General features: G+C 63.9%; 21 protein-coding genes and 1 pseudogene. 14 read left to right on the top strand and 8 right to left on the bottom strand.

Features of this window, described 5'->3' with window-relative positions:
- Positions 1 to 37 precede the first annotated feature (37 nt).
- From CJD35_RS00580 to CJD35_RS00590, 3 genes are read right to left on the bottom strand one after another with little or no spacing between them, the layout of a single operon-like run.
- Positions 38 to 1,438 (bottom strand): efflux transporter outer membrane subunit, encoded by a 1,401-nt coding sequence (locus tag CJD35_RS00580; RefSeq protein WP_017184196.1) that lies wholly within the window; start codon positions 1,436 to 1,438, stop codon positions 38 to 40.
- Positions 1,439 to 1,441: 3 nt separating this feature from the next.
- Positions 1,442 to 4,594 (bottom strand): efflux RND transporter permease subunit, encoded by a 3,153-nt coding sequence (locus tag CJD35_RS00585; protein WP_017184197.1) that lies wholly within the window; start codon positions 4,592 to 4,594, stop codon positions 1,442 to 1,444.
- Between the two features lie 3 nt (positions 4,595 to 4,597).
- Positions 4,598 to 5,746 (bottom strand): efflux RND transporter periplasmic adaptor subunit, encoded by a 1,149-nt coding sequence (locus CJD35_RS00590; protein WP_026002585.1) that lies wholly within the window; start codon positions 5,744 to 5,746, stop codon positions 4,598 to 4,600.
- 115 nt (positions 5,747 to 5,861) lie between these two features.
- Between CJD35_RS00590 and CJD35_RS00595 the strand changes: the two genes are divergently transcribed.
- Positions 5,862 to 6,464, top strand: a complete 603-nt coding sequence (locus CJD35_RS00595) for a TetR/AcrR family transcriptional regulator (RefSeq protein ID WP_026002586.1) — start codon at positions 5,862 to 5,864, stop codon at positions 6,462 to 6,464.
- Positions 6,465 to 6,502: 38 nt separating this feature from the next.
- Here CJD35_RS00595 and CJD35_RS00600 read toward each other — a convergent pair whose 3' ends face one another.
- The 3 genes from CJD35_RS00600 to CJD35_RS00610 all read right to left on the bottom strand — a co-directional run bounded on the left by CJD35_RS00600 (position 6,503) and on the right by CJD35_RS00610 (position 11,720).
- Entirely contained in the window at positions 6,503 to 9,391 is a 2,889-nt protein-coding gene (locus CJD35_RS00600) for a M16 family metallopeptidase (RefSeq protein ID WP_026002587.1), read from the bottom strand.
- Positions 9,392 to 9,524: 133 nt separating this feature from the next.
- A complete protein-coding gene (locus CJD35_RS00605; protein WP_017184201.1) occupies positions 9,525 to 10,907 on the bottom strand; it encodes a DEAD/DEAH box helicase in 1,383 nt (460 codons plus the stop codon).
- Positions 10,908 to 11,249: 342 nt separating this feature from the next.
- Positions 11,250 to 11,720, bottom strand: a complete 471-nt coding sequence (locus CJD35_RS00610; RefSeq protein WP_017184203.1) for a pyridoxamine 5'-phosphate oxidase family protein — start codon at positions 11,718 to 11,720, stop codon at positions 11,250 to 11,252.
- Between the two features lie 97 nt (positions 11,721 to 11,817).
- Between CJD35_RS00610 and CJD35_RS00615 the strand changes: the two are divergent.
- The 10 genes and pseudogenes from CJD35_RS00615 (at position 11,818) to CJD35_RS00660 (ending at position 19,505) form a co-directional block, all read left to right on the top strand.
- Positions 11,818 to 12,392: pseudogene (locus CJD35_RS00615) on the top strand (NifU family protein).
- A gap of 83 nt (positions 12,393 to 12,475) precedes the next feature.
- A complete protein-coding gene (gene tsaB / locus CJD35_RS00620) occupies positions 12,476 to 13,105 on the top strand; it encodes a tRNA (adenosine(37)-N6)-threonylcarbamoyltransferase complex dimerization subunit type 1 TsaB (RefSeq protein WP_017184205.1) in 630 nt (209 codons plus the stop codon).
- Entirely contained in the window at positions 13,102 to 13,581 is a 480-nt protein-coding gene (gene rimI, locus CJD35_RS00625) for a ribosomal protein S18-alanine N-acetyltransferase (protein WP_017184206.1), read from the top strand. Before tsaB ends, rimI begins: the two co-directional genes overlap by 4 nt.
- A 111-nt stretch (positions 13,582 to 13,692) precedes the next feature.
- On the top strand, positions 13,693 to 14,121 hold the full coding sequence (locus CJD35_RS00630) for a Ros/MucR family transcriptional regulator (RefSeq protein ID WP_017184207.1): 429 nt from the start codon (positions 13,693 to 13,695) through the stop codon (positions 14,119 to 14,121).
- A gap of 123 nt (positions 14,122 to 14,244) precedes the next feature.
- Positions 14,245 to 14,667, top strand: coding sequence for a Fur family transcriptional regulator (locus CJD35_RS00635; protein ID WP_017184208.1), 423 nt, complete (start codon positions 14,245 to 14,247; stop codon positions 14,665 to 14,667).
- A gap of 4 nt (positions 14,668 to 14,671) precedes the next feature.
- Complete coding sequence (locus tag CJD35_RS00640) at positions 14,672 to 15,454, top strand: lysophospholipid acyltransferase family protein (RefSeq protein WP_037515043.1); 783 nt, start codon at positions 14,672 to 14,674, stop codon at positions 15,452 to 15,454.
- Positions 15,455 to 15,461: 7 nt separating this feature from the next.
- Entirely contained in the window at positions 15,462 to 16,811 is a 1,350-nt protein-coding gene (gene miaB, locus CJD35_RS00645; protein ID WP_026002588.1) for a tRNA (N6-isopentenyl adenosine(37)-C2)-methylthiotransferase MiaB, read from the top strand.
- 101 nt (positions 16,812 to 16,912) lie between these two features.
- The gene (locus CJD35_RS00650) at positions 16,913 to 17,914 is read left to right on the top strand and encodes a PhoH family protein (RefSeq protein ID WP_017184211.1); all 1,002 of its coding nucleotides are present in this window, start codon (positions 16,913 to 16,915) and stop codon (positions 17,912 to 17,914) included.
- A 122-nt stretch (positions 17,915 to 18,036) separates the two neighbouring features.
- A complete protein-coding gene (gene ybeY, locus CJD35_RS00655; RefSeq protein ID WP_017184212.1) occupies positions 18,037 to 18,552 on the top strand; it encodes an rRNA maturation RNase YbeY in 516 nt (171 codons plus the stop codon).
- A gap of 8 nt (positions 18,553 to 18,560) precedes the next feature.
- A complete protein-coding gene (locus CJD35_RS00660) occupies positions 18,561 to 19,505 on the top strand; it encodes a hemolysin family protein (protein WP_019053809.1) in 945 nt (314 codons plus the stop codon).
- 125 nt (positions 19,506 to 19,630) lie between these two features.
- Here the strand turns inward: CJD35_RS00660 and CJD35_RS00665 are convergent, their stop codons facing one another.
- Positions 19,631 to 20,278 carry a histidine phosphotransferase family protein gene (locus CJD35_RS00665; protein ID WP_017184214.1) on the bottom strand — a complete coding sequence of 216 codons (648 nt, stop codon included), beginning with the start codon at positions 20,276 to 20,278 and terminating at the stop codon, positions 19,631 to 19,633.
- 100 nt (positions 20,279 to 20,378) lie between these two features.
- Positions 20,379 to 20,780, bottom strand: coding sequence for a Mov34/MPN/PAD-1 family protein (locus CJD35_RS00670; protein ID WP_017184215.1), 402 nt, complete (start codon positions 20,778 to 20,780; stop codon positions 20,379 to 20,381).
- Positions 20,781 to 20,797: 17 nt separating this feature from the next.
- Here CJD35_RS00670 and CJD35_RS00675 point away from each other — a divergent pair, with 17 nt between their 5' ends.
- From CJD35_RS00675 to CJD35_RS00685, 3 genes are all read left to right on the top strand, one after another.
- A complete protein-coding gene (locus CJD35_RS00675) occupies positions 20,798 to 21,754 on the top strand; it encodes an RluA family pseudouridine synthase (protein ID WP_017184216.1) in 957 nt (318 codons plus the stop codon).
- A 77-nt stretch (positions 21,755 to 21,831) separates the two neighbouring features.
- The gene (gene rpoH / locus CJD35_RS00680; RefSeq protein ID WP_017184217.1) at positions 21,832 to 22,746 is read left to right on the top strand and encodes an RNA polymerase sigma factor RpoH; all 915 of its coding nucleotides are present in this window, start codon (positions 21,832 to 21,834) and stop codon (positions 22,744 to 22,746) included.
- Positions 22,747 to 22,897: 151 nt separating this feature from the next.
- Positions 22,898 to 24,187, top strand: coding sequence for an MFS transporter (locus CJD35_RS00685; RefSeq protein WP_026002589.1), 1,290 nt, complete (start codon positions 22,898 to 22,900; stop codon positions 24,185 to 24,187).
- Positions 24,188 to 24,206 lie beyond the last annotated feature (19 nt).

The raw sequence follows: 24,206 nt of genomic DNA on the forward strand, positions 1-24,206 counted from the left end.
CTCCCTATCGGTTCCGCCCCTTGCGATCAAAGCCGCCTTATTTCAGGCCGCCGCCCATGGCACGATAGAGTTCGACCATATTGGTCGCACGGGTCAGCCGCGTCGCCAGCAGGCTTTGCTCTGCGGTGAACAGCGCACGCTGCGAATCCAGCGTCGTCAGAAAGGGATCGACCCCGGCCCGGAAACGCGCGTCCGACAGCGTATAGGCGGCCCGCGCCGAATCCCGTTGCGATGTCTGGGCTTCCATCTGCTGGGTCATCGTCCCGCGCCTTGCCAGCGCGTCCGCCACTTCGCGAAAGCCCGTCTGGACGCTCTTTTCATAGGTCGCCAGCATCGCGTCATAGGTCGCCCTGGCATAGGCCAGATTGCCCTTATTCTTGCCGAAGTCGAAGATCGGCAGCGAAGCCGATGGTGCGACCGACCAGAACTGGCTGCCCGACCCGAACAGGTTGGACAGGCCCAGGCTCAGCGAACCGAACGCCGCCGTCAGCGAGATATTGGGGAAGAAGGCCGCCCGCGCCGCGCCGATATTGGCGTTGGCGCTGCGCAACTGATGCTCCGCCGCCGCAATGTCGGGCCGCCGCAACAGGACGTCGGACGATATGTCGGCGGGCAGATTGTCGATCGTCGCGCCTGCCGCTGGCAGCGCATCGGGCAGGTCGCTGGCCGGAACCGTCGTACCCGCCAGCAGATTGAGCGCATTCTGATCCTGCGCCACCAGCGTCAGCGTCTCGGCGATCGTCGATCGTGCCGAATCATAGCTGGTCTGCGCCTGCCGTACCTCCAGTTCGGACGCGATCCCCTTGGCAAAGCGCGCGCGGTTCAGTTCCAGCGTCTTGCCGAACGCGCTTTCCAGATCGCGGGCGATGCGCAGCCGTTCCTGGTCCGCCGCCATCGTCAGCCACGCATTGGCCACCTCCGCGATCAGCGCGGTCTGCGCTGCGTTACGGGTTTCGACGCTGGCGAAATATTGCTCCTGCGCGGCCTTGCTCAGGTTGCGGACCCGCCCGAACAGGTCGATTTCCCACGCCGATATGCCGACCTGCGCCTGATAAATGTCTGTCCGACCCGACCCGGCGAGCGAAAAGGGCGAATCCTGATAGGTCGCATTGCCGCCCGCCGTCACACCGGGCAACAGGTCGGCGCGCTGCACCCGATATTGCGCCCGCGCCTGCTCCACATTGGCCAGCGCGACGCGCAAATCGCGATTATTGGCGAGCGCCGTGTCAATGACCCGCGCCAGCCGCGCGTCGGTGAAGAAATCGCGCCATGCCGTATCGGCCGGGACGATCGCCGCCCCGTCCGCCGCGCCATAGGCCGGCCCCTGCGGGCTGGTCGCCGGAACCGGCAGCGCGGGCCGCACATATTTGGGCGCCATGTCGCACGCGGCGAGCGCCAGCGACAGGGTGATGGCGCCCAGCGCTTTGATGTTACGCATCTCTTATGCCTCCTGCGGCGTGGCGGGCGTTGCCTGCTCTTGCGCCGCATCATGGGTCTTATGTTCACGGAACAGCCGCTTCACCACGGTGAAGAATACCGGCACGAAGAAGATCGCCAGCACTGTCGCGGACAACATGCCCCCGACCACGGCCCAGCCGATCGCATTCTGGCCACCGGCCCCTGCCCCGGTCGACAGCGCCAGCGGCAGCACGCCGAAGATGAAGGCAAAGCTGGTCATCAGGATCGGCCGCAGACGCAGCTTGCCTGCCTCCAGCGCGGCCGCGCCCGGCGACATGCCCTCACGCATCTTCTCTTCGGCGAATTCCACGATCAGGATCGCATTCTTCGCCGACACGCCAATCGTCGTGATCAGGCCGACCTGAAGGTAGATGTCGTTGTTCAATCCCGCCAGCGTGGCCGCGATCACCGCGCCCAAAACGCCCAGCGGCACCACCAGCATCACCGCGATCGGCACCGACCAGCTTTCATACAGCGCAGCCAGGCACAGAAACACGATCAGCATCGACAGAGCATAGACATAGGGCGCCTGCCCGCCGGACGTGCGTTCCTCATAGGAAATGCCGTTCCAGCTATAGCCGATGCCGGCGGGCAATTTGGCGGCATATTCCTCCATCGCCTTCATCGCCTCGCCGCTCGACACGCCGGGCGCGGGCGCGCCCTGTATGTTCATAGACGGCACGCCGTTGAACCGCTCCAGCCGGGCCGGACCCGTGACCCATTCCGTCGTGGAGAAGGCCGACAGGGGCGCCATGACGCCGCTGCTGCCCCGGACATGCAGCGCCCCGATCGAATCGGGGGTGGTGCGGAACGGCGCGTCGGCCTGCACGAACACGCGCTTCACCCGGTCGCGATCAATGAAGTCATTGACATAGGCGCTGCCCAGATTGGTGCTGATCGTGTCGTTGACGTCCGCCTGCGCGATGCCCAGCGCACCCGCCGCCGCCTGATCGACGGTCAGCTTCAACTGTGCGCTGTCCTCCAGGCCATTGGGCCGCACCTGCGCCAATCGCTTGTCTTGCATCGCCATGCCCAGCAACTGGTTGCGCGCCTCCAGCAACTTTTCATGGCCCACACTGCCAAGGTCCAGCAACTGGAAGTCGAAACCCGACGCATTGCCCAGTTCCTGCACCGCTGGCGGCACGAACGCGATGACCATGCCTGCGGAAATCTTGTGCAGGGCGGCATTGGCGCGCTCGGCGATCGCCATGACGCTGTTGTCCTGCCCCTTGCGCAGCTTCCAGTCCTTCATCGGCACGAAGGCGATGCCGACATTCTGGCCCTGCCCGACAAAGCCGAAGCCGGAAATGGTAAAGACCGCCGCGACATTGTCCTTTTCCTGCGTCAGATAATAGTCGCGCACCCGGTCCAGCGTCCGCTCCGTCTCCTCGATCGTCGCGCCGGTGGGCAGCGAAATCTGGTTGATGATGCGGCCCTGATCCTCTTCGGGCAGGAAGCCGGTCGGCAGGCGCAGGAAGATGACCGCCATGCCAACGGTCACCAGGCCAAAGACCAGCATGGTCCGGCCCCAGCGCCGCTCGACCTTCTCGACGCCCTGCCCATAGCGGACAACGCCCTTGTCGAACGTGCGGTTGAACCAGCCGAAAAAGCCCTTCTGCGTCGCATGGTCATGCCGGGCCGGTTTCAGGATCGTGGCGCACAGCGCGGGCGTCAGGATCAGCGCGACCAGCACCGACAGGATCATGGACGAAACGATGGTGATCGAAAACTGGCGGAAGATGACGCCGGTGGACCCGCCAAAGAATGCCATGGGCAGGAACACCGCGGACAGCACCAGGCCGATGCCGATCAGCGCGCCGCTAATCTCGTCCATCGACTTTTTCGCCGCTTCCTTGGGACTGAGGCCTTCATCCTGAATCAGCCGCTCGACATTTTCGACGACGACGATGGCGTCGTCGACCAGCAGGCCGATCGCCAGCACCATGCCGAACAGGGTCAGCGTGTTGATGGTAAAGCCCGCCGCATGCAGGATCGCGAGCGATCCCAGCAGCACGACCGGCACGGCAATGGTGGGGATCAACGTCGCGCGCCAGTTCTGAAGGAACAGGAACATGACGACGAACACCAGCAACACTGCCTCGATCAGCGTGTGGATAACCTGTTCGACCGACAGTTTCACAAAGGTCGAATTGTCGACCGGGAAGTCATATTTGACCCAGGACGGGAAATTCCTCGACAGCGTCTTGATCTGCGCCTTGACGTCCGTAACCGTGTCCAGCGCGTTGGCGCCCGGCGCCAGCTTTATGCCGAAACCGGCGGCCGGATGGCCGTTGAACTTCGCGCCGAAACTGTAATTTTCCGATCCCAGTTCGACCCGCGCGACGTCAGACAGCAGGACGACCGACCCGTCGCTGTTGCTGCGCAGGCGAATGGCGCGGAATTCCTCCGGCGTACGCAAGCGCGACTGGGCGGTGACGGTGGCGTTGAGCGCCTGGCCCTTTGGCGATGGCGTGCCGCCGATCTGGCCCGCCGATACCTGCGCATTTTGCGCCTGGATCGCGGCCTTCACGTCGCCCGTCGTGACGCCCAGATTGGCCATCTTGTAGGGGTCCAGCCACACCCGCATGGCATATTGCGCACCCAGCAACTGGGTGTCGCCAACCCCGGTGACGCGGCTGATCGGATCTTGCAGCGACGACGCGATAAAGTCGCCCGCATCCTGCTGGTCATGGATGCCGTCATCGGAATAGACCGCCATCACCATCAGGAAGCTGGCGGTCGATTTGGTGACGCGCAGCCCCTGTTGCTGCACTTCCTGCGGCAGGAGCGGCGTCGCCTGCGCCAGCTTGTTCTGCACCTGCACCTGCGCGATGTCCGCATCGGTGCCCTGCTCGAACGTCAGCGTGATGTTCAGGTTGCCCGCGCTATCGCTGGTGGACGAGAAATAGCGCAGATTGTCGATGCCCTTGAGCTGCTGCTCGATGATCTGGGTCGTCGTGCTTTCCAGCGTCTGGGCATTGGCACCTGGATAGCTGGTTGCGATGCCGACCGTGGGCGGCGCGATTTCAGGAAATTGCGCGACGGGCAGCGCCCTGATGGCGAGCAGACCGGCCAGCATGATGACGATGGCGATGACCCATGCAAAGATGGGCCGGTCGATAAAATAGCGGGCCATGATTTACTGCGCCCCGCCGTTGGACGCGGTAACCTGCTGCGGCGCACCGGGCTTGACGACCGTGCCGGCGCGCAGATTGAGCAAGCCTTCGACGATCAAACGGTCGCCAGGTTTCAACCCGCCGGTAACGATCCACTTGTCGCCCACCGGGCGATCGACCGTTACCTGGCGCAATTCCGCCTTATTGTCCTTGCCAACGACCAGCGCCGTCGCGCGGCCGCGCGCGTCGCGGCTGATGCCCTGCTGCGGCGCCAGGATGACCTGGCGGCGCTGGCCTTCCACTACCCTGGCGCGCACATACATGCCCGGCAGCAACAGCCCGTCGGGATTGGCGAAGGTCGCGCGCAGCGTCACTGCGCCCGACGTCGGATCGACCGACACTTCGGAAAATTGCAGCCGGCCCTCGATCGGATAGGTGCTGCCATTGGGCAGCAGCAACTGGATACGCGCGCCGTCCACGCTGCTGACGCCGCCCTTCTTCATCGCCTGCTTCAGGTCGATGATCTCCGCGGCGGACTGGGTGACATCGACATAGACAGTGTCGGTGCGCTGGATCGTCGCCAGCGGGTCCGCCTGCCCGGCCTGCACCAGTGCGCCCGGCGTGAACAACGAACGGCCGATACGACCGGAAATGGGGGCGCGAATGCGCGTGAAATTCTGGTTCACCTGTGCCGATTGCAGCGCGCCACGCTGCGCTGCAACATCGGCGCGCGCCTGCTGCGCGGCGGCGTCGGCATTGTCATATTCCTGACGGCTGACGGCGTTGATGCCGACCAGATCCTTGTAGCGCTGCGCCTGCAAGCTGGTGGCCCGGATCGCCGCATTGGCCCGCGCCAGCGCACCCTGCGCCTGCGCGACAGCGGCGCGATAGGGGGCGTCCTCGATTTCGTAGAGCAATTGCCCGGCCCGCACCATGCCGCCCTCGGCAAACAGACGGCGACGGATAACGCCGCTGATTTGTGGCCGAACTTCGGCGGTTTCCACCGCTACGATCCGTCCCGGCAGCTCATTAATCAGCGGCGCGGTGCCGGTCTCGAGCGTTACGACGCCCACGGCGGGTGGCGGCGGCGCAGGCGGCGGACTGTCCCCGCACGCACTCAGAGTCAGCGCCGACGCACACGCCAGCAGACCGATGAACTTCCCCTTTTGCATCGCGCATATTTCCGTTTTGATAGGATACTGATCGGAATGAACGTTCATTCCGCTTGCGCGGCAGGTAGGATCATGCCAATGTGAATTCAAGAGAGAAAATGTCTAGGAGGGCAAATTGGTTGCAGCGCAGCAAAAACAGACCGTACCGGAAAGGTCGGGTAAGGAGCGGATCTTGGAAGCCGCCCGAACGCTGTTCGACAGCCATGGCTTCCATCAATCCTCCATGGCCGAACTGGCCGTAGCAGCCCAGGTTTCGGTCGGGCAGATATATCGTCTGTTCAAGGGCAAGGAAGACATCATCGCCGCCATCGTACAGGCGGATTATGACGAACGCTGCATGCATATGGATGCGCTGCGCTCGCGGCTCGACGCTGGCGAACTGACGGTCGAACAGACGTTCGAGGAATTGCTGCTGCATGTCGTCGATGAAAAGGACGAAGCGCTGTCCTTCGACATTCTGGCCGAAAGTTTCCGCAACCGGCCGGTCGGGGATATGATCGCGGCGATGTGCGTGCGGTTTCGCGGCTATATTCGCGACTTTGCCTGCGCGGCCAATCCCGACCTGTCAGGCGAAGCGCTGGACGGCGCGGAAGAAATTGTCCTCGCCTGCCTGTTCGGCCTTGGCCATCGCAGCCTTTCGCGCCCCAGCCTCAGCGCAACCGACACCGCCCGCCTCTCCGCACTGATGATCGTCGCGGCGCTGCGCGCCATCTGCTAGACAAAAACGGGGCGCCGGACCAGCAGCGCCCCCCCCGGCTATTTCGCCTCGACCCCTTCGGGCAGGACAATCGCCGACCAGCTTTTGGCCGGAACCAGATAGCGGGCGGCCAGCGCCTGCAACTGGGCTGGCGTGACAGTCAGCATATCCTGCGCCATCGTCTGCATCGCCGCCACATAGCGCGCATCATGGGTCGCGCCTTCCATCTGGTTCATCCAGAAGGCATTGCCCGTCCCGGCCCGCATCAGCATCTGCCGCATCGGCGCGACCGCCCGCTGCAATTCATCCTCGCTGACCGGCGTCCTGGCCAGATCGGCCGCGGTCGATTTCACCACATCGTAGAAATAGGCGATCCGGTCGGGCCGCACCTGGCTCGTCACCAATATATAGCCGCCACTCTCATAGGAAAATGGCCAGCTATTCTGGACGCTGGGCGAATAGGCCGCACCCTCGGTCGATCGCAGCCGGTCGAACAGCCGGTCGTTGAAGATCTGTGTCAGTATCTCCAGCTGGCGCGCTTCCTTTTGCAGGGTGAAGCCCCCCGATGTCGGCCATGCCATGACGGCGGCGGCCTGTTCCTTGTCGCCCTTGTGCCGCAGCACGATCGGGGTTTCGACATGGGCAGGAAAGCGCATCGCCAGGTTGGCGGCGGGCACGGGCGTATCGGTGCGGGGCGGCAACGCGCCCAGCGTCTGCGCCACTGCCGCTATCGCGTCGTCCGGCTTTACCTGCCCGAAAATCTGCACCTCTATCGGTCCCGACGCCAGAATCGGTTCCCATGTCGCGCGGAAGGCCTGCGGCGTCAGCGCGTTGATTTCGGCCAGCGACGGGGTGCGAAACCGCACATCCTTGTCATGCAGCAACCAGCCCAGATCACGCCCCAGCACAGCGTCGGGCGAACGGGTCATGGCGTCATAGGCAACGGTCGCGCCAGCCTTGACCCGCGCGATCGGCGCCGGGTCCCATCCGGGCGCACCCAGCTTGGTCGCGAACAGGCGCAACTGGTCCTTATAGTCGGCCGGGCGCGTCACCGCCTGCAATTCGAACGCATCTTCGTCGATCGAAAAATCCATGCCCATGCGGCGACCATTGGTCAGGTCGTCCAGCTCGCGCTGGCCCAGCGTGCCGATGCCACTGGCCACCAGCGCATAATCCCCTGCCCAGCTCGCCACCGGCTTGACCGGGGAGAAGGCCTGTTGGCCATGACCGAAGCGTACGTTGATCCGCACCTTTTCCGTCTCGGCATCATTGGCGAACAGCGTCAGCTTCACCCCGTTGGAAAAGGTGATGCTTTCCATTCCGGCAAGGCCAATGGGCGTGCGGGAAACGACCGTGGCCGGCGCACCCAGCTTGGGCAGGTCCGCCATCGTCACGATCTTGTCGGCCAGCCGCGCATTGGTCGCCGCCTTGACCGGCGCGGCGACGGCCGCCGCCAGCTTCGCGTCCAGACCCGGCTGCGCCGTGCCCGTCACCAGCAGGGCGCGGAACACGCCCGCCGAAAACAGCCGGTTGGTCGATTCGACGATCTTGACAGGGGTCATGTTCGCCTTGCCAGAGCGGAAGATGCTGAGCGCCGCGTCGGGGCTGACCGTCGTTTCGCGAATATCGACCGCACTGATCAGGTCGCTCGCCTGTTTCGCGCCCGCCTCCGTATCGGCATTTTCGACCTGGATTGCCAGCGCCGTATCCATCTGCGCATATTCGCGGTCGATTTCGGTCTGGCTGGGCGGCGTGGTCTTGGCGTCCTCCACGATGCCGCGCACATCGGCCAGCGCCTTTTGCCAATTCTCGCCCACCGGGATGATGGTCATGAACGTACCATCGACCGATCGGCTGACATCCTGCTGCTCGACACTCGATTGCAGGAAGCTGCCACCGCTACGCGCCGCCTGCTCCAGCCGGCGGCTGATGATCTGCAACGCCAGCATGTCGGTCAGCTTGTCCTGATTGTAGAGGATAGTGTCGGCGCGCGGCTTCCACGGGCGCAGCCAAGCAAGCGTCAGGCCCAGCGGCACGCCCGGCTCCACCGCAACGCGGGTGGCGGGGAACTTGGGATCGGGCGCGCCGAAGTCGGGCATGGGCGCGCCCTTGCCGGGCACGGACCAGCCGCCAAACTGGTCCTTGATCAGCTGTTCGGCCAGCGCCGGATCAATATCCCCCGCTATCGCGATCACGGCGTTTTCCGGGCGATACCAGCGCTCGTGAAACGCCGTCATCTTCGCCGCCGTCGCGGCGTTGAGCGTCGCCACCGTGCCGATCGGCGCACGATCGGCCATGGGTTGCCCGGCGAAGAAATGCTCGCGACTGACGTCGGAAATCCGCGTCTGCGGCCCGTCGCTCTCGCGTCGTTCGGCCAGCACCACCGCGCGCTCGGCATCGACCGCGCTGTCGACAATATTGGGATCAGCCATCATCCCCGCCAGAATCTTCAGGCTTTCGCCCAGGCTCTGCGGCGTCGCCTGCGGCAGGTCGAGCGCATAGCTGGTGCCGGTCGGCGTCGTCTGCGCATTGCTGTCGCTGCCGAATGTCACGCCCAGCCGCTGCCAGATACGCTTGGATTCGCCATCGGGGACATGGCGTGACCCACGAAAGGTCAGATGCTCCATGAAATGGGCATAGCCCTGCTCGTCGGGCCGCTCCATCAGCGATCCCGCGTCGATCCGCAACCGCACGGACACCTGCCCCGGCGGCACGCCGTTGCGACGGATCGCATAGCGCAGGCCATTGGACAAAGTGCCAAACCGCCATGCGGCATCAATCGGCACATCGCTATTTTCGTAAAGCCACGGCCGCACCTTCGGCGCGAGCGCGCCTGACGTGGCGGCAGGGGCAGATTCCGTCCGGGCCGCCAGCGGCGCAGGCGCCCCCGACAGCAGCAGGGCAAGGACAGTCAGCGAAGCGGCGGCGCGCCGGGGGAACAATCTCATAGGCCGGGGAGCCTAACGGGATTTTCCTGAATGGCTACTGACAAAGATGGTCATGGGACGCCGCAAAATATCGTTCGCTTCGAGCGTGTCGGAATAGTTTTCCGACCACGCTCGAAACGAACGGAAGACTGCATCAGCGCGGCGCGCCGGTGCGCTGGACCGCGCCCTTGTGCGCGCCGACGCCACCGCCGCTGCGGCGACGGCGGAAGGGCCGCTTCTCGCCACCCTCGGCATCGGTGCGATGCGCCCGGTCGGGGGTACCGCGCTGCTGGCGCTGGCCATCCTGATATTTGCGCTGCCCTTCGGCGCGACGCGCCTGCTGCTGCGGCGTCTGGCTCGGTCCCTTCTTGGGGGCGGCAGGCTTGGGCAGGTTCCGCACCGCTTCCATGAAATTCTCCGGCAGCGGTTCGATCGCCAGCTTCACCCGCGTCGCCCGTTCGATCGCCTTGAGATAAGGCCGCTCATCGTCCGCCACGAAGCTGATCGCAACGCCTTCGGCCCCGGCGCGCGCGGTGCGGCCGATGCGGTGGACATATTGTTCGGGCACATTGGGGATTTCGAAGTTGATGACGTGGGACACGCCCGACACGTCGATGCCGCGCGCGGCGATGTCGGTCGCCACCAGCAGCTTCACCTTGCCCTGGCGGAACGCCTGGAGCGCGGTGGTGCGCTGGCCCTGGCTCTTGTTGCCATGGATGGCGAACGCCTCGATCCCCGCGCCTTCCAGGAAACGCACGACGCGGTCGGCGCCATGCTTGGTGCGGGTGAAGATCAGCGCGCGGTCAATGTCCTCGCTCTTCAGGATCAGGTGGAGCAGCGCCTGCTTCTCGGCCTGATTGACGAAGGTGGCGCGCTGTTGGACGCGCTCTGCGGTGGTCGATTGCGGCGCAACGCTGACCTTGACCGGATTGTTGAGGAACTGGGCGGCCAGCGCCTCGATTTCCTTGGGCATCGTGGCCGAGAAGAACAGGTTTTGCCGATCGGCGGGCAGCATCTTGGCAATGCGCTTCAATGGCTGGATGAAGCCCATGTCCATCATCTGGTCCGCTTCGTCGAGCACGAAGATTTCCGTGTCCTTGATGGTCAGCGCGCGCTGGTCGATCAGGTCGAGCAGACGGCCCGGCGTCGCGACGACGATGTCGACGCCCCCGGCCAGCGCCCGGATCTGCTTGCCGATGGGCACGCCGCCGAACACGGTTTCGACCGACAGCCTCAAAAAGCGGCCATAATCGCGGAAGCTCTGCGCGATCTGCGCGGCCAGTTCGCGGGTCGGGGCCAGCACCAGCATCCGGCAGCCCTTGATCGGCGTCGGCTTGGGGTTGCGGGCAAAATAGTCGAGGCTGGGCAGCGCGAAGGCGGCGGTCTTGCCGGTGCCGGTCTGGGCGATGCCGCACAGATCCTTGCCGTCCAGCAGCACGGGAATCGCCTTTTGCTGGATGGGCGTGGGTGTCACATAATTTTTGGAGGCAAGCGCCTTGGTGATCGGCTCGGCCAGACCAAAATCGTTGAATTGCATTTGGAAAACTCACAAGTGGGCCTTTACGCCAACTTGCACTGCGGACGCAGGAAGGGCGCGAGGCGGGTTACGAAACGACCCGCGTGAAAAGGGAAGCCTCAAGCTTGGCGCAGACTCTCATTGGCCGGTCCGTGATCCTATTGCGGCTGTTCCAGCCACCCAGGTTGCGGACGATCACGCTGCCAATCGCTATGGAACCATCATGGTCCCTCTGCTGCGCTGCAACGCATATGGCGAAGATGCAGGCAAATAGCAAGCGGCCGCGCGATGAAGCGCAGCCGCCTGCCCTTGGGAACGCGCCTTCGCACGCCCGTGGGGTTCAGTATATGCCGCTCAATCGCCTTACAGCGCGACCTCGGCATGCTTGGACTTCATCTCCTTGGACACATCACCGCCGAACATCATCTTGAACACGCCCGTCAGCGACAGGTCGGCCAGCCAGATTTCCGCCGTGCCAAGGTCGAAGCGCAGCATCAGCAGGTTGGGATCATTGCGACCGCCCTCATACCAGGCCTCAACCTGCTTGGACCAGTAGCGGTCGATCACCGCCGGGTCGGTCTCCTCGACCAGCGTGCCGTTGATGCAGGCGAACAGGCCATGATCCTTCGCCGCGAACTGGGCCATGGCGGGGCCGCCGGGGGCCAGGCGATTGTCGCGCGATGTATAGAACCAGAAGCAATGATCGGCATCGGGATCAAGCTGGGCCGTCATCGGCAGGCTATGGTCCTGACTATTGCTCAACCCCACCATGACGAAGGGGCTTTTGCTCATATCGCTCCAGAAATGTTCGCGAATATCCTTTGGCGTCGTCATTCTATCTCTCCTGCTGGGTCATTCCCAACAATCGACGGGTGCCAGCGAAGTTCCCGCAGCGCTTGATCTTGCGCCTGCAAATCGCCACATAGCGGCCATGCTGATAGAGACCGAACTGACGCCCAATCCGGCAACCATCAAATTCCTCCCCGGCCAGGCGGTCATGGGCGATGGAACGCGCGATTTCGCAACCCCTGAAGAGGCGGAGGCATCGCCGCTCGCCAACGCGCTGTTCGGGCTGGGCGATGTTACCGGCGTCTTTTTCGGCGGCAATTTCGTGTCGGTGACGATCGCGCCGGGATCGGAATGGCGGGACGTGAAGCCGGACATACTGTCGATCCTGCTCGACCATTTTTCCGCCAACATGCCGCTGTTCGCGCCGGGATCGGCCGCGGGCATAGCCGTGCCGCTGGATGACGACGCATTCGGCGACGACCCGCAAGACGCCGAAATCGTCGCGCAGATCCGCGATCTTATCGACACGCGCGTCCGCCCCGCCGTCGCCAATGATGGCGGCGACATCGTCTATCGCGGCTTCGACAAGGGCACCGTATTCCTCAAGATGCAGGGCGCCTGCGCTGGCTGCCCTTCATCCAGCGCGACGCTGAAAAACGGGATCGAGCAACTGCTCAAACATTATGTCCCGAAGTGACGGAAGTCCGCGCGGTCTGATCGGGTCAACCTTCCCTTTCCACCATTTGGCAAATCGCGACAGATCGACTAACCGCAAGAAGGAAGGTTGAGGGGGGTAAGGTTTGCGCCTGCTGGTGATCGACACCGCGACACAGGCTTTGTCCGTCGCGCTGCTGGAAGATGGGGCGCCCGTTGCGCGCTTCCATGAAATTGTCGGGCGCGGCCATGCCGAAGCCCTGCTGCCCGCCATCGCCGCCCTGCCCGGCGGTGGTCGCGCGGATGCCATCGCCGTCAATGTCGGCCCCGGCAGCTTTACCGGGGTTCGCATCGGCATCGCCGCTGCCCGCGCGCTGGCGCTGGCTTGGCAACTGCCACTACGCGGATATAGCGCGCCGTCGCTGATCGCGGCGCAAGCGGCGCAACTCCATGCTGGCGACGGACCGATCGCGGTCACCATCACTGGCGGCCATGGCGAACTATTCTGGCAATGCTTCACCGCCGACGGGCTGAACGCGACCAGCCCGGTCGCCTCGACCCCCATCGCCGCCCTGGCGACGCAGCTCGACATCGACACGCTCTACGGCACCGGGGCGGAAGCATTGGTGACCGCGCGCGGCCATGGCGCCGCGGTCAATCTCTATCCCGACGCAGCGGACTATGGCCTGATCGCCGCCCAGCCCGCCCTGCCCGCAACGCCCATTTATGGCCGGGGCGCCGACGCGCAGACCATGGCGGAGCGCGCCGCGTCATGATGCCGGGTCTTGTCCTCGATACCTACGACCAGAGCGAGCGCAACGCGATGGCCGATGCGATGACGGTGATGGAGGCCGCCTTCGATCCGGTTTTTGGTGAGGCATGGACATTGCCGCAACTGGCCGGCGTCATGATGATGCCCGGCACCTGGCTGACGATCGCGCGCGTGGACGCGGCGGCGCTGGGCTTTGCGCTGGTGCGATCCGTGCTCGACGAATGCGAATTGCTGCTGCTGGCGGTCGACCCCGCCTGGCGTGGACGGGGCATTGGCGAAGCGTTGCTGCGCGACAGTTTGCGCACTGCGCGTCGCAGAGGCATTACATCCATGAACCTGGAAGTGCGCGCCAGCAACAACGCCGTGCATCTCTATGAGAAAACAGGCTTTGAATACGTGCATCGCCGCCCCGGTTACTATCGCGGCAATGATGGACAACTTTATGATGCTCTAAGTTTTCGCATCGACATGCTTGCTTGATGCCAAATGCTCTTGCGAAATTATCCGGCAAGGTTTAGCGAACACGTACCGTTCCTGAAATGAATCTCGTAGGACGGGTCGCGCAACAATAGCCTTACAGGATACAGGACAATGGAAATAGAATCCGCACAGAGCGAACTGCTCATTACTTTGACATCGGACATTGTCGCCGCGCATGTCTCCAATAACAGCGTGTCTGTATCTGACGTTGCTGCTCTGATCCAGAATGTCCACGCTGCCTTGTCGGGCCTGAGCGAACCGACTGCCGTGCCGGACGTCAAGCCCGAACCTGCGGTTTCGGTCCGTTCGTCGATCAAGCCGGACTTCATCATCTGTCTGGAAGATGGCAAGAAGCTCAAGATGCTCAAGCGCCACCTGATGACCCATTATCAGATGACGCCCGAAGACTATCGCGCAAAATGGGGCCTGCCCGCCGACTATCCGATGGTCGCCCCCAACTATGCCGAACAGCGCCGCTCGCTGGCCAAGAAAATCGGCCTGGGCACCAAGCGCCGCCGTAGCGGCAGCGCCGCAAAGTAATCCGCCCGGCTGACGGAACGGTCTTGTGTAAAGGGGCGCATGCAGCCATGTGCCCCTTTACGCGACAGGAAAAGCCGCTAGGCTTCGTCTGACTGTCCGCACCTCTAAAGCCAGCGAGACTCCATGAACCGCAAGATCGACGTCGAAGCCCTGTGTCACGAAAAGGGGCTGCGCATCACCGAACAGCGCCGGGTGATCGCCCAGGTGCTGAGTGATGCGACCGACCATCCCGATGTCGAGGAATTGCACAAGCGATCCGCTGCGATCGACCCAGGCATCTCGATCGCCACCGTCTATCGCACGGTCCGCCTGTTCGAAGAGGCCGGCATTCTGGAACGCCATGATTTCGGCGATGGCCGCGCCCGTTACGAAGCTGCGCCCGAATCGCATCACGATCATCTGATCGATGTCGAAACCGGCAATGTGATCGAATTTGTCGACCCCGAACTGGAACAGTTGCAAAAGCAGATCGCGGAAAAGCTGGGCTTCCGGCTGGTCGATCATCGCATGGAATTGTACGGCGTCGCCCTCGACCGGAAGAACTGACGCGCTGCCGCCGCTTCGTCGCTGGTCGCGCATAGCCGCGCTGATTGCCAGCCTGCTGCTGTGCCTGCCTCCCCACCTGCTCTGGCGCGTCCTTCGTCGCCCGTCGCCCTGGCCGCGCCGTTTCCTGGCGATGGCCGCGCGCGCCGTCGGCGTGCGGGTGCGGATCGCGGGACAGCCGCATGGCGGCGACATGTTCCTGCTGGCCAACCATGTCAGCTGGATCGACATATTGGCCATGGGCGGCGCCACCGGCGCGGCCTTTGTCGCGCATGACGGCATTGCCCGCTGGCCGGTCGTCGGCTGGCTCGCGGCGCAGAACAACACATTGTTCGTCGCCCGTGAGCGGCGCGGCGCGCTGTCGGGCCAGATCGACGCGCTGCGCGCCGCCATGCTGGGGCATCAGCCGGTCGCGCTATTTCCCGAAGGCACGACCAGCGACGGCAGCGGGCTGCTGCCGTTCAAGCCATCGCTTCTGGCCGTGCTGCTGCCGCCGCCGCGCGCGGTGCTGATCCAGCCGGTGCATATCGACTATGGCGCGGCGACATCCGCCATCGCCTGGCATGGCGACGAACCGGCGGGCGCCAACGCATGGCGCGTTTTGGGGCGCAAGGGGCGGCTGGACGTGACGCTGCGCTTTCTGCCGCCGTTCGACCCCGCCGATTGCGCCGATCGCAAGGTCATAGCGGCAACGGCACGCGGCGCGATCGCCGCCAGCATCGCGCAAAATGCGTCCGATAGCGCCGCATCGCAGCATCGGCCTTCCGCTACCCCCCTGCCGCCTGTATAGCTGGGCCATGAATCGTCCCCTACCGCCCAAGACTCCAGCCACCTTCCACGTAAAATCCTTCGGCTGCCAGATGAACGTCTATGATGGCGAACGCATGGCCGAGATGCTGGGCGAGCGGGGCATGACCGCCGCTGCGGACGGGAATGACGCCGATCTGGTGATCCTCAACACCTGCCACATCCGCGAAAAGGCAGTGGACAAGGTCTATTCCGACATTGGCCGGATGACGCGCGAGGATGGCAGCCGCCCGATGATCGCGGTCGCTGGCTGCGTCGCGCAGGCCGAGGGCGGCGAAATCAGCCGCCGCGCCCGAACGGTGGACATCGTCGTCGGCCCGCAGGCCTATCACCGCCTGCCGGACCTCATCGCAAAGGCGGGTCGCGGCGAAGCGGCGGTCGATACCGACATGCCGGCGGAATCGAAATTCGGCGCCCTGCCCGCCCGCACCAAGCAGGCGCGGCCCACCGCCTTTCTGACGATCATGGAAGGGTGCGACAAATTCTGCACCTATTGCGTCGTCCCCTATACGCGCGGCGCGGAAATCAGCCGGTCATGGGGCACGATCCTCGACGAGGCGAAGGCGCTGGTGGATGGCGGGGTGAAGGAAATCACGCTGCTGGGCCAGAATGTGAACGCCTGGACCGGCGAGGATGACAAGGGCCGGGCACAGGGTATGGACGGTCTGGTCCGGGAACTGGCGAAGATCGATGCGCTCAAGCGTATCCGCTATACGACCAGCCATCCCAACGACATGAGCGACGGGCTGATCGCCGCCCATGGCGACGTCGACAAGCTGATGCCCTTCCTCCATCTGCCGGTGCAATCGGGCAATGACCGCATCCTCAAGGCGATGAACCGCAGCCATAGCGTCGAGGGCTATCTGCGCCTGATCGATCGCGTCCGCGCGGCGCGCCCGGACATTGCCCTGTCCGGTGACTTCATCGTCGGCTTCCCCGGAGAGACCGAGGAGGAATTTGCCGACACGCTGCGCATCGTCGACGCCGTGGGCTATGCGCAATGCTATTCGTTCAAATATAGCCCCCGCCCCGGCACGCCAGCAGCCGACATGGACGGGCAAATACCCGCCGACGTCATGGACGATCGGCTCGTGCGGCTACAGGCGGCGATCAATCGCCATCAGGTCGGCTTCAACGCCGCCACGGTCGGACGCCGCACCACCATATTGCTGGAACGCGCGGGCCGCTATCCCGGTCAATTGATCGGCAAGACGCCCTGGCTGCAATCCGTTCACGTCACCGCCCCCGACCAGGCGATCGGCGATATGATAGAGGTCGACATCATCAGCGCCGGTCCCAATAGTCTGGCCGGCGAAATTGGCAGGAGGAAAGCCGCTTGAACCAAAGCCTCGTCATTCCCGCAACAGCGGGACGCCATCTCTTCGATCTGCGGCTCTGGCCGATCCTAACGAGATGCATGACAGGCAAGGGAGGCTTTTGAATGGGCAAGAAACCGCATCAACCCCGCACCGACATCGCCGAACGCGCGCGGCTCGAAGTCACGTTCGAAAAGCCGCATCTGCTGGGCACCCTGTTCGGGCAATATGACCAGAATCTGGTCGCCATCGAAAATCGGCTGGGCGTCTATATCGCTGCGCGCGGCAACAAGTTGCAGATCGAGGGCGAGGCGGAAGCCGCCGCCCGCGCGCGCGACGTCATGACCGGCCTCTATAACCGCATCGTCGCCGGGCAACAGATTGATACGGGCGCGGTGGAAGCCGTGATCGCCATGTCGTCGGAACCCACGCTGGACGGCATCATCCGCCATGACGTGGCCGAACCGCCCACGGTGATGATCCGCACGCGCAAGAAAACCATCGTCCCCCGATCCGCCACGCAGGTCACCTATATGGAGGCGATGAACCGGAACGACATCATCTTCGCCCTGGGGCCGGCAGGAACGGGCAAGACCTATCTGGCGGTGGCGCAGGCGGTCAGCCAGCTCATCACCGGAACGGTCGACAAGCTGATCCTCTCGCGCCCCGCGGTCGAGGCGGGCGAGCGGCTGGGCTTCCTGCCCGGCGACATGAAGGAGAAGGTAGACCCCTATCTCCGCCCGATCTACGACGCGCTCTACGACACGCTGCCCGCCGAACAGGTCGAGCGGCGCATCGCCAGCGGAGAGATTGAGATCGCCCCGCTGGCCTTCATGCGCGGGCGAACGCTGGCCAACGCCTTCATCGTGCTGGACGAGGCGCAGAATACCACGATCGCCCAGATGAAGATGTTCCTCACCCGCTTTGGCGAAGGCAGCCGCATGGTCATTTGCGGCGATCCCCGCCAGGTCGATCTGCCGCTGCCGGGGGCTTCGGGCCTGGCCGATGCCGTCGCGCGACTGGACGGGGTGGAGGGCATCGCGATGGTGCCCTTCGGCATCGGCGATGTCGTGCGTCATCCGGTCGTCGGGCGGATCGTGCAGGCTTATGAGGGGCCGGATGCGTAAGCAAAAAAATCCGTTCGCACTGAGCGAAGTCGAAGTGCCCAACCGAGCGGAGCGAGGTGCCTTCGCTCCGCTCTGGCAAAGGCTTCGACTTCGCTCAGCCCGAACGGAGGAAAGTTCGTTCCATGATTGACGTCGCCGTCCTCCATGACACTGGCTGGCCCGATACGGACTGGGAAATGCTTGCCCAGCGCGCCGTGTCTGCGGCCATCGCCCACAGCCCCTTTGCCGCCTTCGCCACTGATGCGGCGACCTACGAAGTCGCGGTCAAGCTGACGACGGATGAAGAAGTCCATGAACTCAACCGCGCCTATCGCGACAAGGACAAGCCGACCAACGTCCTGTCCTTCCCGATGGTGCAGGCCGACCTGCTGGAAGGCACCGCCAATACGGACGATGGCGAGATATTGCTGGGCGACATCGTGCTGGCGGAGGGGGTTTGCGCCGCCGAAGCAGCCGACCGGGGCATCTCCATTGCCGATCATGCTGCGCATTTGATTATCCACGGGACTTTTCATTTGCTTGGATATGATCATATGGACGACAATGAAGCCGAAGTCATGGAAGCGCTGGAAGTCGCGGCGCTGGCCAGTCTTGGGCTTTCGGATCCCTACGGGGATAATATTCTATCAGGGGTGTAGGACGAACTATGGCTGAGGGCAGCCCAAAGGACGGCAACGGTTCCAAGGAATCGGACAGTAGTAATGAAGGCGGTTTATGGAGCGGCATAAAGTCGCTTCTGTTCGGCGATAACGAATCCACGACGCTGCGGCAGGAACTGGAGGAAGCGCTCGACGAATATGACGAGGAGGAGCAGGACGAAGGCGCGGCTGCGCCCGCCAAGGGCGACCTGTCGGCGATCGAGCGCCAGATGGTCCGCAACCTGCTTCATTTTTCCGAACATACCGTGGATGACGTCGCCGTACCGCGCGCCGACATCATCGCGATCGAGGAGAAGGCCAGTTTCGCCGATCTTGCCGCGCTGTTTGCCGAAGCGGGCCATAGCCGCATCCCGGTCTATCGCGACACGCTCGACACCATCGTCGGCATGGTCCACATCCGCGATGCTTTCGCGATCCTGGCGGGCAAATCCCCCGTCCCCGACACGCTGGCCCCGCTGATCCGCCAGCCGCTCTATGTCCCCGAAAGCATGGGCGCGCTCGACCTGCTGGCCGAAATGCGTGCCAAGCGGACCCATCTCGCCATCGTGCTGGACGAATATTCGGGCACCGAAGGGCTGCTGACGTTCGAGGATCTGGTCGAGGAAATCGTCGGCGATGTCGAGGATGAGCATGACGACGCCCCCGAAGCGATGCTGGTGCCGCTGCCCGGCGGCCTGTGGGAAGCAGACGCGCGCGCCGAACTGGACGATGTCGCCGAAGAGATTGACGAGAAGCTGGGCGACATTGACGAGGATGTCGACACGCTGGGCGGCCTCGCTTTCATCATCGCTGGCCGGGTGCCGGAACCGGGCGAGATACTCGACCATGAACAGAGCGGCTGGAAACTGGAAATATTGGCCAGCGATGGCCGCCGCGTAAGCCGCCTGCGCCTGCACCCCCCGGTGGAAGCGCTTATGGACGATGAGGATTGAGGCGCATCCGAGAACTCAAAATCCGTTCGGGCTGAGCCTGTCGAAGCCTTGTCCTTTTCTTCGGGGCACTACAGCCGTTCGACACGCTCAGGGCGAACCGAACTTCAGCAGGCCCGCCCCCTCTCTCACTCCGGAATGGACGCACCAAACAGCAGCATAGGCTCGCCTGCAGGCGACAGCGCGATCTCGCCGCCTGCATTGGTCACCAACTGCCGTACCATCCATGCCGCCGCCGTGCGCGAAGCCAGCCCTTCGGCGGGCAGCGTCCCCGCCAGCGCCGCGCGCAGATCGGGGTCCAGCACGACCTTTGGCCCTTCGCCCCGCACGACAATCTCTGTCACGCCGGGCCGCTTTTCCGCGCCAATATCCAGCTGCCCGCCCCGCACCAGCGCGTCGCCGACGATCAGCGCCAGGTTCAGCAGCACCTTGACCGGCAGCTTGCCCAGCATCTGCTCCTCAACCATCCAGCCGATCTTGACCCGGCCCGTCCCCGCGAACATCCCCTCGATCGCAACCCGCGCCTCATGCGGCGGCACTGCGTCGCCAAAGCCCCCGGCCGAACCGAATGCCAGGCGGAAGAATTTGAGCTTGTTGGCGGATGTGCGGGCACTGTCGGCCAGCAGGTCCAGGCAGCGCTGACGCATGTCCGGGTCGGTTTCGTCCGCCATCAGTTCCAGCCCGTTATTCAGCGCGCCAACCGGACTCAACAGGTCGTGGCACAAGCGCGAACACAGAAGGCTGGCAAATTCGATGCTGTCGATGGGGTGGGTCATGTCAGGGTCTGCACCGCCGATTTTGTGGAAACTAAGGATGGCCTGACTGGCTAATGCGCTGCTGCGCCGGGCGATGCAACCCCGCCGCGCGCCCTTTCGCTCATACGACCTGCAACGTCGTCGGGGCGAAGCACACGCCACCCGCGCCATCCCCCTGCGCCACCCAGAGCCGCGCCTCGCCCGCCGCGACGATCAGCCACAGGCTGCCATCGGGCGCGGCGCAGGCCGTATCTGTCGCCGATGGCACCGCCACGCCGGACGGATGCGAATGATAATGACCGATGATCGGTGGCCCGCCCGCCCGCGCCGCCCGGTGCGCAGCGATCAGCGCCGCCGGGTCCAGCTCGAAATGGCGCGCGGGGTCCGGCGCGACATTGGCGGCGGGCGCGATGGCCGCGATTCGCTCCGCCGTGCCGAACAACAGGCCGCACACCTCCGCCCGGTCCGCCGCCGCAATCGACTGAATCTGGTCCAGCAGCGTCCTTGATATTGCAATCGCCATGCCTACATCCCTACCCAATGGGTTCGGGGGTTTCCATCATCGAAGCGACAATCGCGCAGGCGCAGGACGGGATGCGGCTCGACCGGGCGCTGGCCGACCTGCTGCCCGACCTGTCGCGCGAACGGTTGAAGGCGCTGATCAACGACGGCCATGTCCGCTCGACCGGCCAGCCGATCAAGATCGGCACCACCATCAAGGTCGCGACCGGCCAGTCTTTCGCCATCACCCTGCCCGCGCCCGTAGCGCTGGAAACGCAGGCGCAGGATATTCCGCTCCACATCGTGCATGAGGATGCGGACCTGATCGTCGTGGACAAGCCCGCCGGGCTGGTCGTCCATCCCGCCGCGGGCAATCTGGACGGCACGCTGGTCAATGCGCTGCTGCATCATTGCCAGGGTCAGTTGTCGGGCATTGGCGGCGTCGCCCGGCCCGGCATCGTCCACCGCATCGACAAGGATACGTCCGGCCTGCTGGTCGTCGCCAAATCGGACAAGGCGCATGACGGGCTGGCGCGCCAGTTCAAGGATCACAGCATCCAGCGACTCTATGCCGCGATCGTCTATGGCCATCCCCTGCCCGGCACCGGCACGGTCGATGCCTGGCTCGGTCGTTCGGACGCTGATCGAAAGAAGATGGCGGTTCATCGCGAAGGGCGCGGCAAACATGCCGTCACCCATTATCGCACGGTGGAACGGCTACGCGACGCGGCCATGGTGGAATGTCGGCTGGAAACCGGCCGCACCCATCAGGTCCGCGTCCATATGCACCATATCGGACACCCCTTGATCGGTGATCCGGTTTACGGTAGAGAAAGAAAAGGTTTCAAATCAATACTGGAAACGCTGGGTTTCAAAAGGCAGGCATTGCACGCAAAAAGCCTGGGGTTCATACATCCGGTAACGGACGAACGGCTTATGTTCCAAAGTGCACTCCCTGCCGATATGCAGGAACTGTTAAGCCTGCTCCACGTATAGAGATGAACAAGTTTGCGACGGTCTTTGTGACGCCTCTTCTGGGTCCGACCGCGCATGAAAGGGAAAGGTGAAGCGACATGGCCAAGACGAGCAATGTCCCCGCGGTTCCGGCGCTGGGCGGTGAAGCCAGCCTCAACCGCTATCTGTCGGAAATCCGCAAATTTCCGCTTCTGACCCCTGAGCAGGAATATATGCTCGCCAAACGGTATGAGGAGCATCAGGACCCTGAGGCTGCGGCCCAGCTGGTGACCTCGCATCTGCGCCTCGTGGCGAAGATCGCGATGGGTTATCGCGGCTATGGCCTGCCGGTCAGCGAACTGATCTCCGAAGGCAATATCGGCCTGATGCAGGGCGTGAAGAAGTTTGAGGCTGACCGCGGCTTCCGCCTGGCGACCTACGCCATGTGGTGGATTCGCGCCTCGATCCAGGAATTCATCCTGCGCAGCTGGTCGCTTGTGAAAATGGGCACCACCGCATCGCAGAAGAAGCTGTTTTTCAACCTTCGCCGGATGAAGAACAATATCGAAGCGTTCGAGGATGGCGATCTGAAGCCGGAAGATGTGACCAAGATCGCGACCGATCTGGGCGTGTCCGAGCAGGATGTCGTGTCGATGAACCGCCGCATGGCGATGGGTGGCGATACGTCGCTCAACGTCCCCATGCGGGAGGATGGCGACGGCCAGTGGCAGGATTGGTTGCAGGATACCGATCCGTTGCAGGACGAGCGCGTGGCCGAGGAGCAGGAACGCACTCAGCGCCACGAAATGCTGGTCGAGGCGATGACGGACCTCAACGATCGCGAAAAGCACATCCTGGCCGAACGGCGTCTGGCCGAAGAACCCAAGACGCTGGAGGAACTGAGTCAGGTCTATGGGGTATCGCGCGAGCGCGTCCGCCAGATCGAGGTGCGCGCCTTTGAAAAGCTGCAAAAGGCGATGATGCGCATTGCCGGTGACAAGCTCAGCCACATGGCGCGCTTCGCCGCCGCCTGACGCCAGATACAGGCTAACCGGAAAAGGCTTCGAAGCGATTCGGAGCCTTTTCTGTTGCCCAGGGTCCATCGGACCGCAACTGGCGTCTTGTTGGCCCCTTGCACGTCGGTCATATGGCGGTGATCCGGCTGACGCGCGAAGGGGATGTAGCTTGATGTCGACTGCATTGGCCCGGCGTCTGGCGACCGGCAAAATCCATTATGGCTGGGTCGTCCTAGCCGCCACCTTCCTCACCATGCTCGTGGTCGCAGGCGCGGTCGGCGCGCCCGGCGTGTTCATCGTGCCGCTGCAACGCGAATTTGGGTGGACCGCCGCCGACATTTCCGCTGCGCTGGCCATCCGCTTCCTGCTGTTCGGCCTGATCGGCCCCTTTGCCGCTGCTTTCATGAACCGCTTCGGCGTGCGCCGGATGATGCTGATTTCGCTCGGCATCGTCACGATCGGCCTGCTGCTGTCGCTGGGCATGAGCCAGCTTTGGCAATTGGTGCTGCTATGGGGCGTGGTGATCGGGCTGGGCACTGGCCTCACCGCCATGGTGCTGGGCGCAACCGTCGCCACCCGCTGGTTTTCGGACCGGCGCGGGCTTGTCATGGGGCTGCTGTCCGCCAGCACGGCGACTGGCCAACTGGCTTTCCTGCCGCTGCTCGCCGGAATGACAGACACTTTGGGCTGGCGCTCTGCCGTGCTGCTGGTGTGCGGCGCGATCCTGCTGGCGGCGCTGGTCGTATTGCTGCTGATGCGCGATCGCCCGTCCGATCTCGGCCTGCCACCCTATGGCGACAGCGCTATCCAGCCGCCGCCGGCCCAGACGATCGGCTTTGGCGCGTTGCTGATGACACCGATCACCGTTCTGCGCGACGCGGCCAAAGTGCCGACCTTCTGGTTCCTCTTCCTCTCCTTCTATATTTGCGGTGCCAGCACCAACGGTCTGGTCCAGACCCATTTCATCGCTCTGTGCGGCGATTATGGATTGGCGGCGATCGGCGCGGCGTCGATGCTGGCGATGATGGGGCTGTTCGATTTCGGCGGCACACTGGCGTCGGGCTGGCTGTCGGACCGATACGACAATCGCTGGCTGCTCTTCTGGTATTACGGCCTGCGTGGCGCGTCGCTGCTCTATCTGCCGTTCAGCGACTTCTCGCTCTACAGCCTGTCGCTGTTCGCCGTCTTTTACGGTCTGGACTGGGTCGCGACCGTGCCGCCCACGGTCAAGCTGACCGCCCAGCGCTTCGGGCCGGAACGCGCCAACATCGTCTTTGGCTGGATCTTTGCCGGCCATCAACTCGGTGCGGCCAGCGCAGCGATGGCGGGCGGCCTGTCGCGCACGGTCTGGCACAGCTATATGCCTGCCTTCGTTGCGGCGGGGCTGTTATGCCTGATCGGCGCGGGGCTGGTGCTGATGATCAACCGGGGTCGCCCCGCCATCTTGCAGGGCGCTTGAAACACAAGGCCGGGGCGCG

The sequence above is a fragment of the Sphingobium xenophagum genome (assembly GCF_002288285.1).
Classification (GTDB): domain Bacteria; phylum Pseudomonadota; class Alphaproteobacteria; order Sphingomonadales; family Sphingomonadaceae; genus Sphingobium; species Sphingobium xenophagum.

Bases quoted from the DNA above. Each gene is read 5' to 3' on its own strand.
- CJD35_RS00580 (WP_017184196.1), bottom strand. From the start codon at position 1,438: ATGCGTAACATCAAAGCGCTGGGCGCCATCACCCTGTCGCTGGCGCTC.
- CJD35_RS00585 (WP_017184197.1), bottom strand. From the start codon at position 4,594: ATGGCCCGCTATTTTATCGACCGGCCCATCTTTGCATGGGTCATCGCC.
- CJD35_RS00590 (WP_026002585.1), bottom strand. From the start codon at position 5,746: ATGCAAAAGGGGAAGTTCATCGGTCTGCTGGCGTGTGCGTCGGCGCTG.
- CJD35_RS00600 (WP_026002587.1), bottom strand. From the start codon at position 9,391: ATGAGATTGTTCCCCCGGCGCGCCGCCGCTTCGCTGACTGTCCTTGCC.
- CJD35_RS00605 (WP_017184201.1), bottom strand. From the start codon at position 10,907: ATGCAATTCAACGATTTTGGTCTGGCCGAGCCGATCACCAAGGCGCTT.
- CJD35_RS00610 (WP_017184203.1), bottom strand. From the start codon at position 11,720: ATGACGACGCCAAAGGATATTCGCGAACATTTCTGGAGCGATATGAGC.
- rimI (WP_017184206.1), top strand. From the start codon at position 13,102: ATGATGCCGGGTCTTGTCCTCGATACCTACGACCAGAGCGAGCGCAAC.
- CJD35_RS00630 (WP_017184207.1), top strand. From the start codon at position 13,693: ATGGAAATAGAATCCGCACAGAGCGAACTGCTCATTACTTTGACATCG.
- CJD35_RS00635 (WP_017184208.1), top strand. From the start codon at position 14,245: ATGAACCGCAAGATCGACGTCGAAGCCCTGTGTCACGAAAAGGGGCTG.
- miaB (WP_026002588.1), top strand. From the start codon at position 15,462: ATGAATCGTCCCCTACCGCCCAAGACTCCAGCCACCTTCCACGTAAAA.
- CJD35_RS00650 (WP_017184211.1), top strand. From the start codon at position 16,913: ATGGGCAAGAAACCGCATCAACCCCGCACCGACATCGCCGAACGCGCG.
- ybeY (WP_017184212.1), top strand. From the start codon at position 18,037: ATGATTGACGTCGCCGTCCTCCATGACACTGGCTGGCCCGATACGGAC.
- CJD35_RS00660 (WP_019053809.1), top strand. From the start codon at position 18,561: ATGGCTGAGGGCAGCCCAAAGGACGGCAACGGTTCCAAGGAATCGGAC.
- CJD35_RS00665 (WP_017184214.1), bottom strand. From the start codon at position 20,278: ATGACCCACCCCATCGACAGCATCGAATTTGCCAGCCTTCTGTGTTCG.
- CJD35_RS00670 (WP_017184215.1), bottom strand. From the start codon at position 20,780: ATGGCGATTGCAATATCAAGGACGCTGCTGGACCAGATTCAGTCGATT.
- CJD35_RS00675 (WP_017184216.1), top strand. From the start codon at position 20,798: ATGGGTTCGGGGGTTTCCATCATCGAAGCGACAATCGCGCAGGCGCAG.
- rpoH (WP_017184217.1), top strand. From the start codon at position 21,832: ATGGCCAAGACGAGCAATGTCCCCGCGGTTCCGGCGCTGGGCGGTGAA.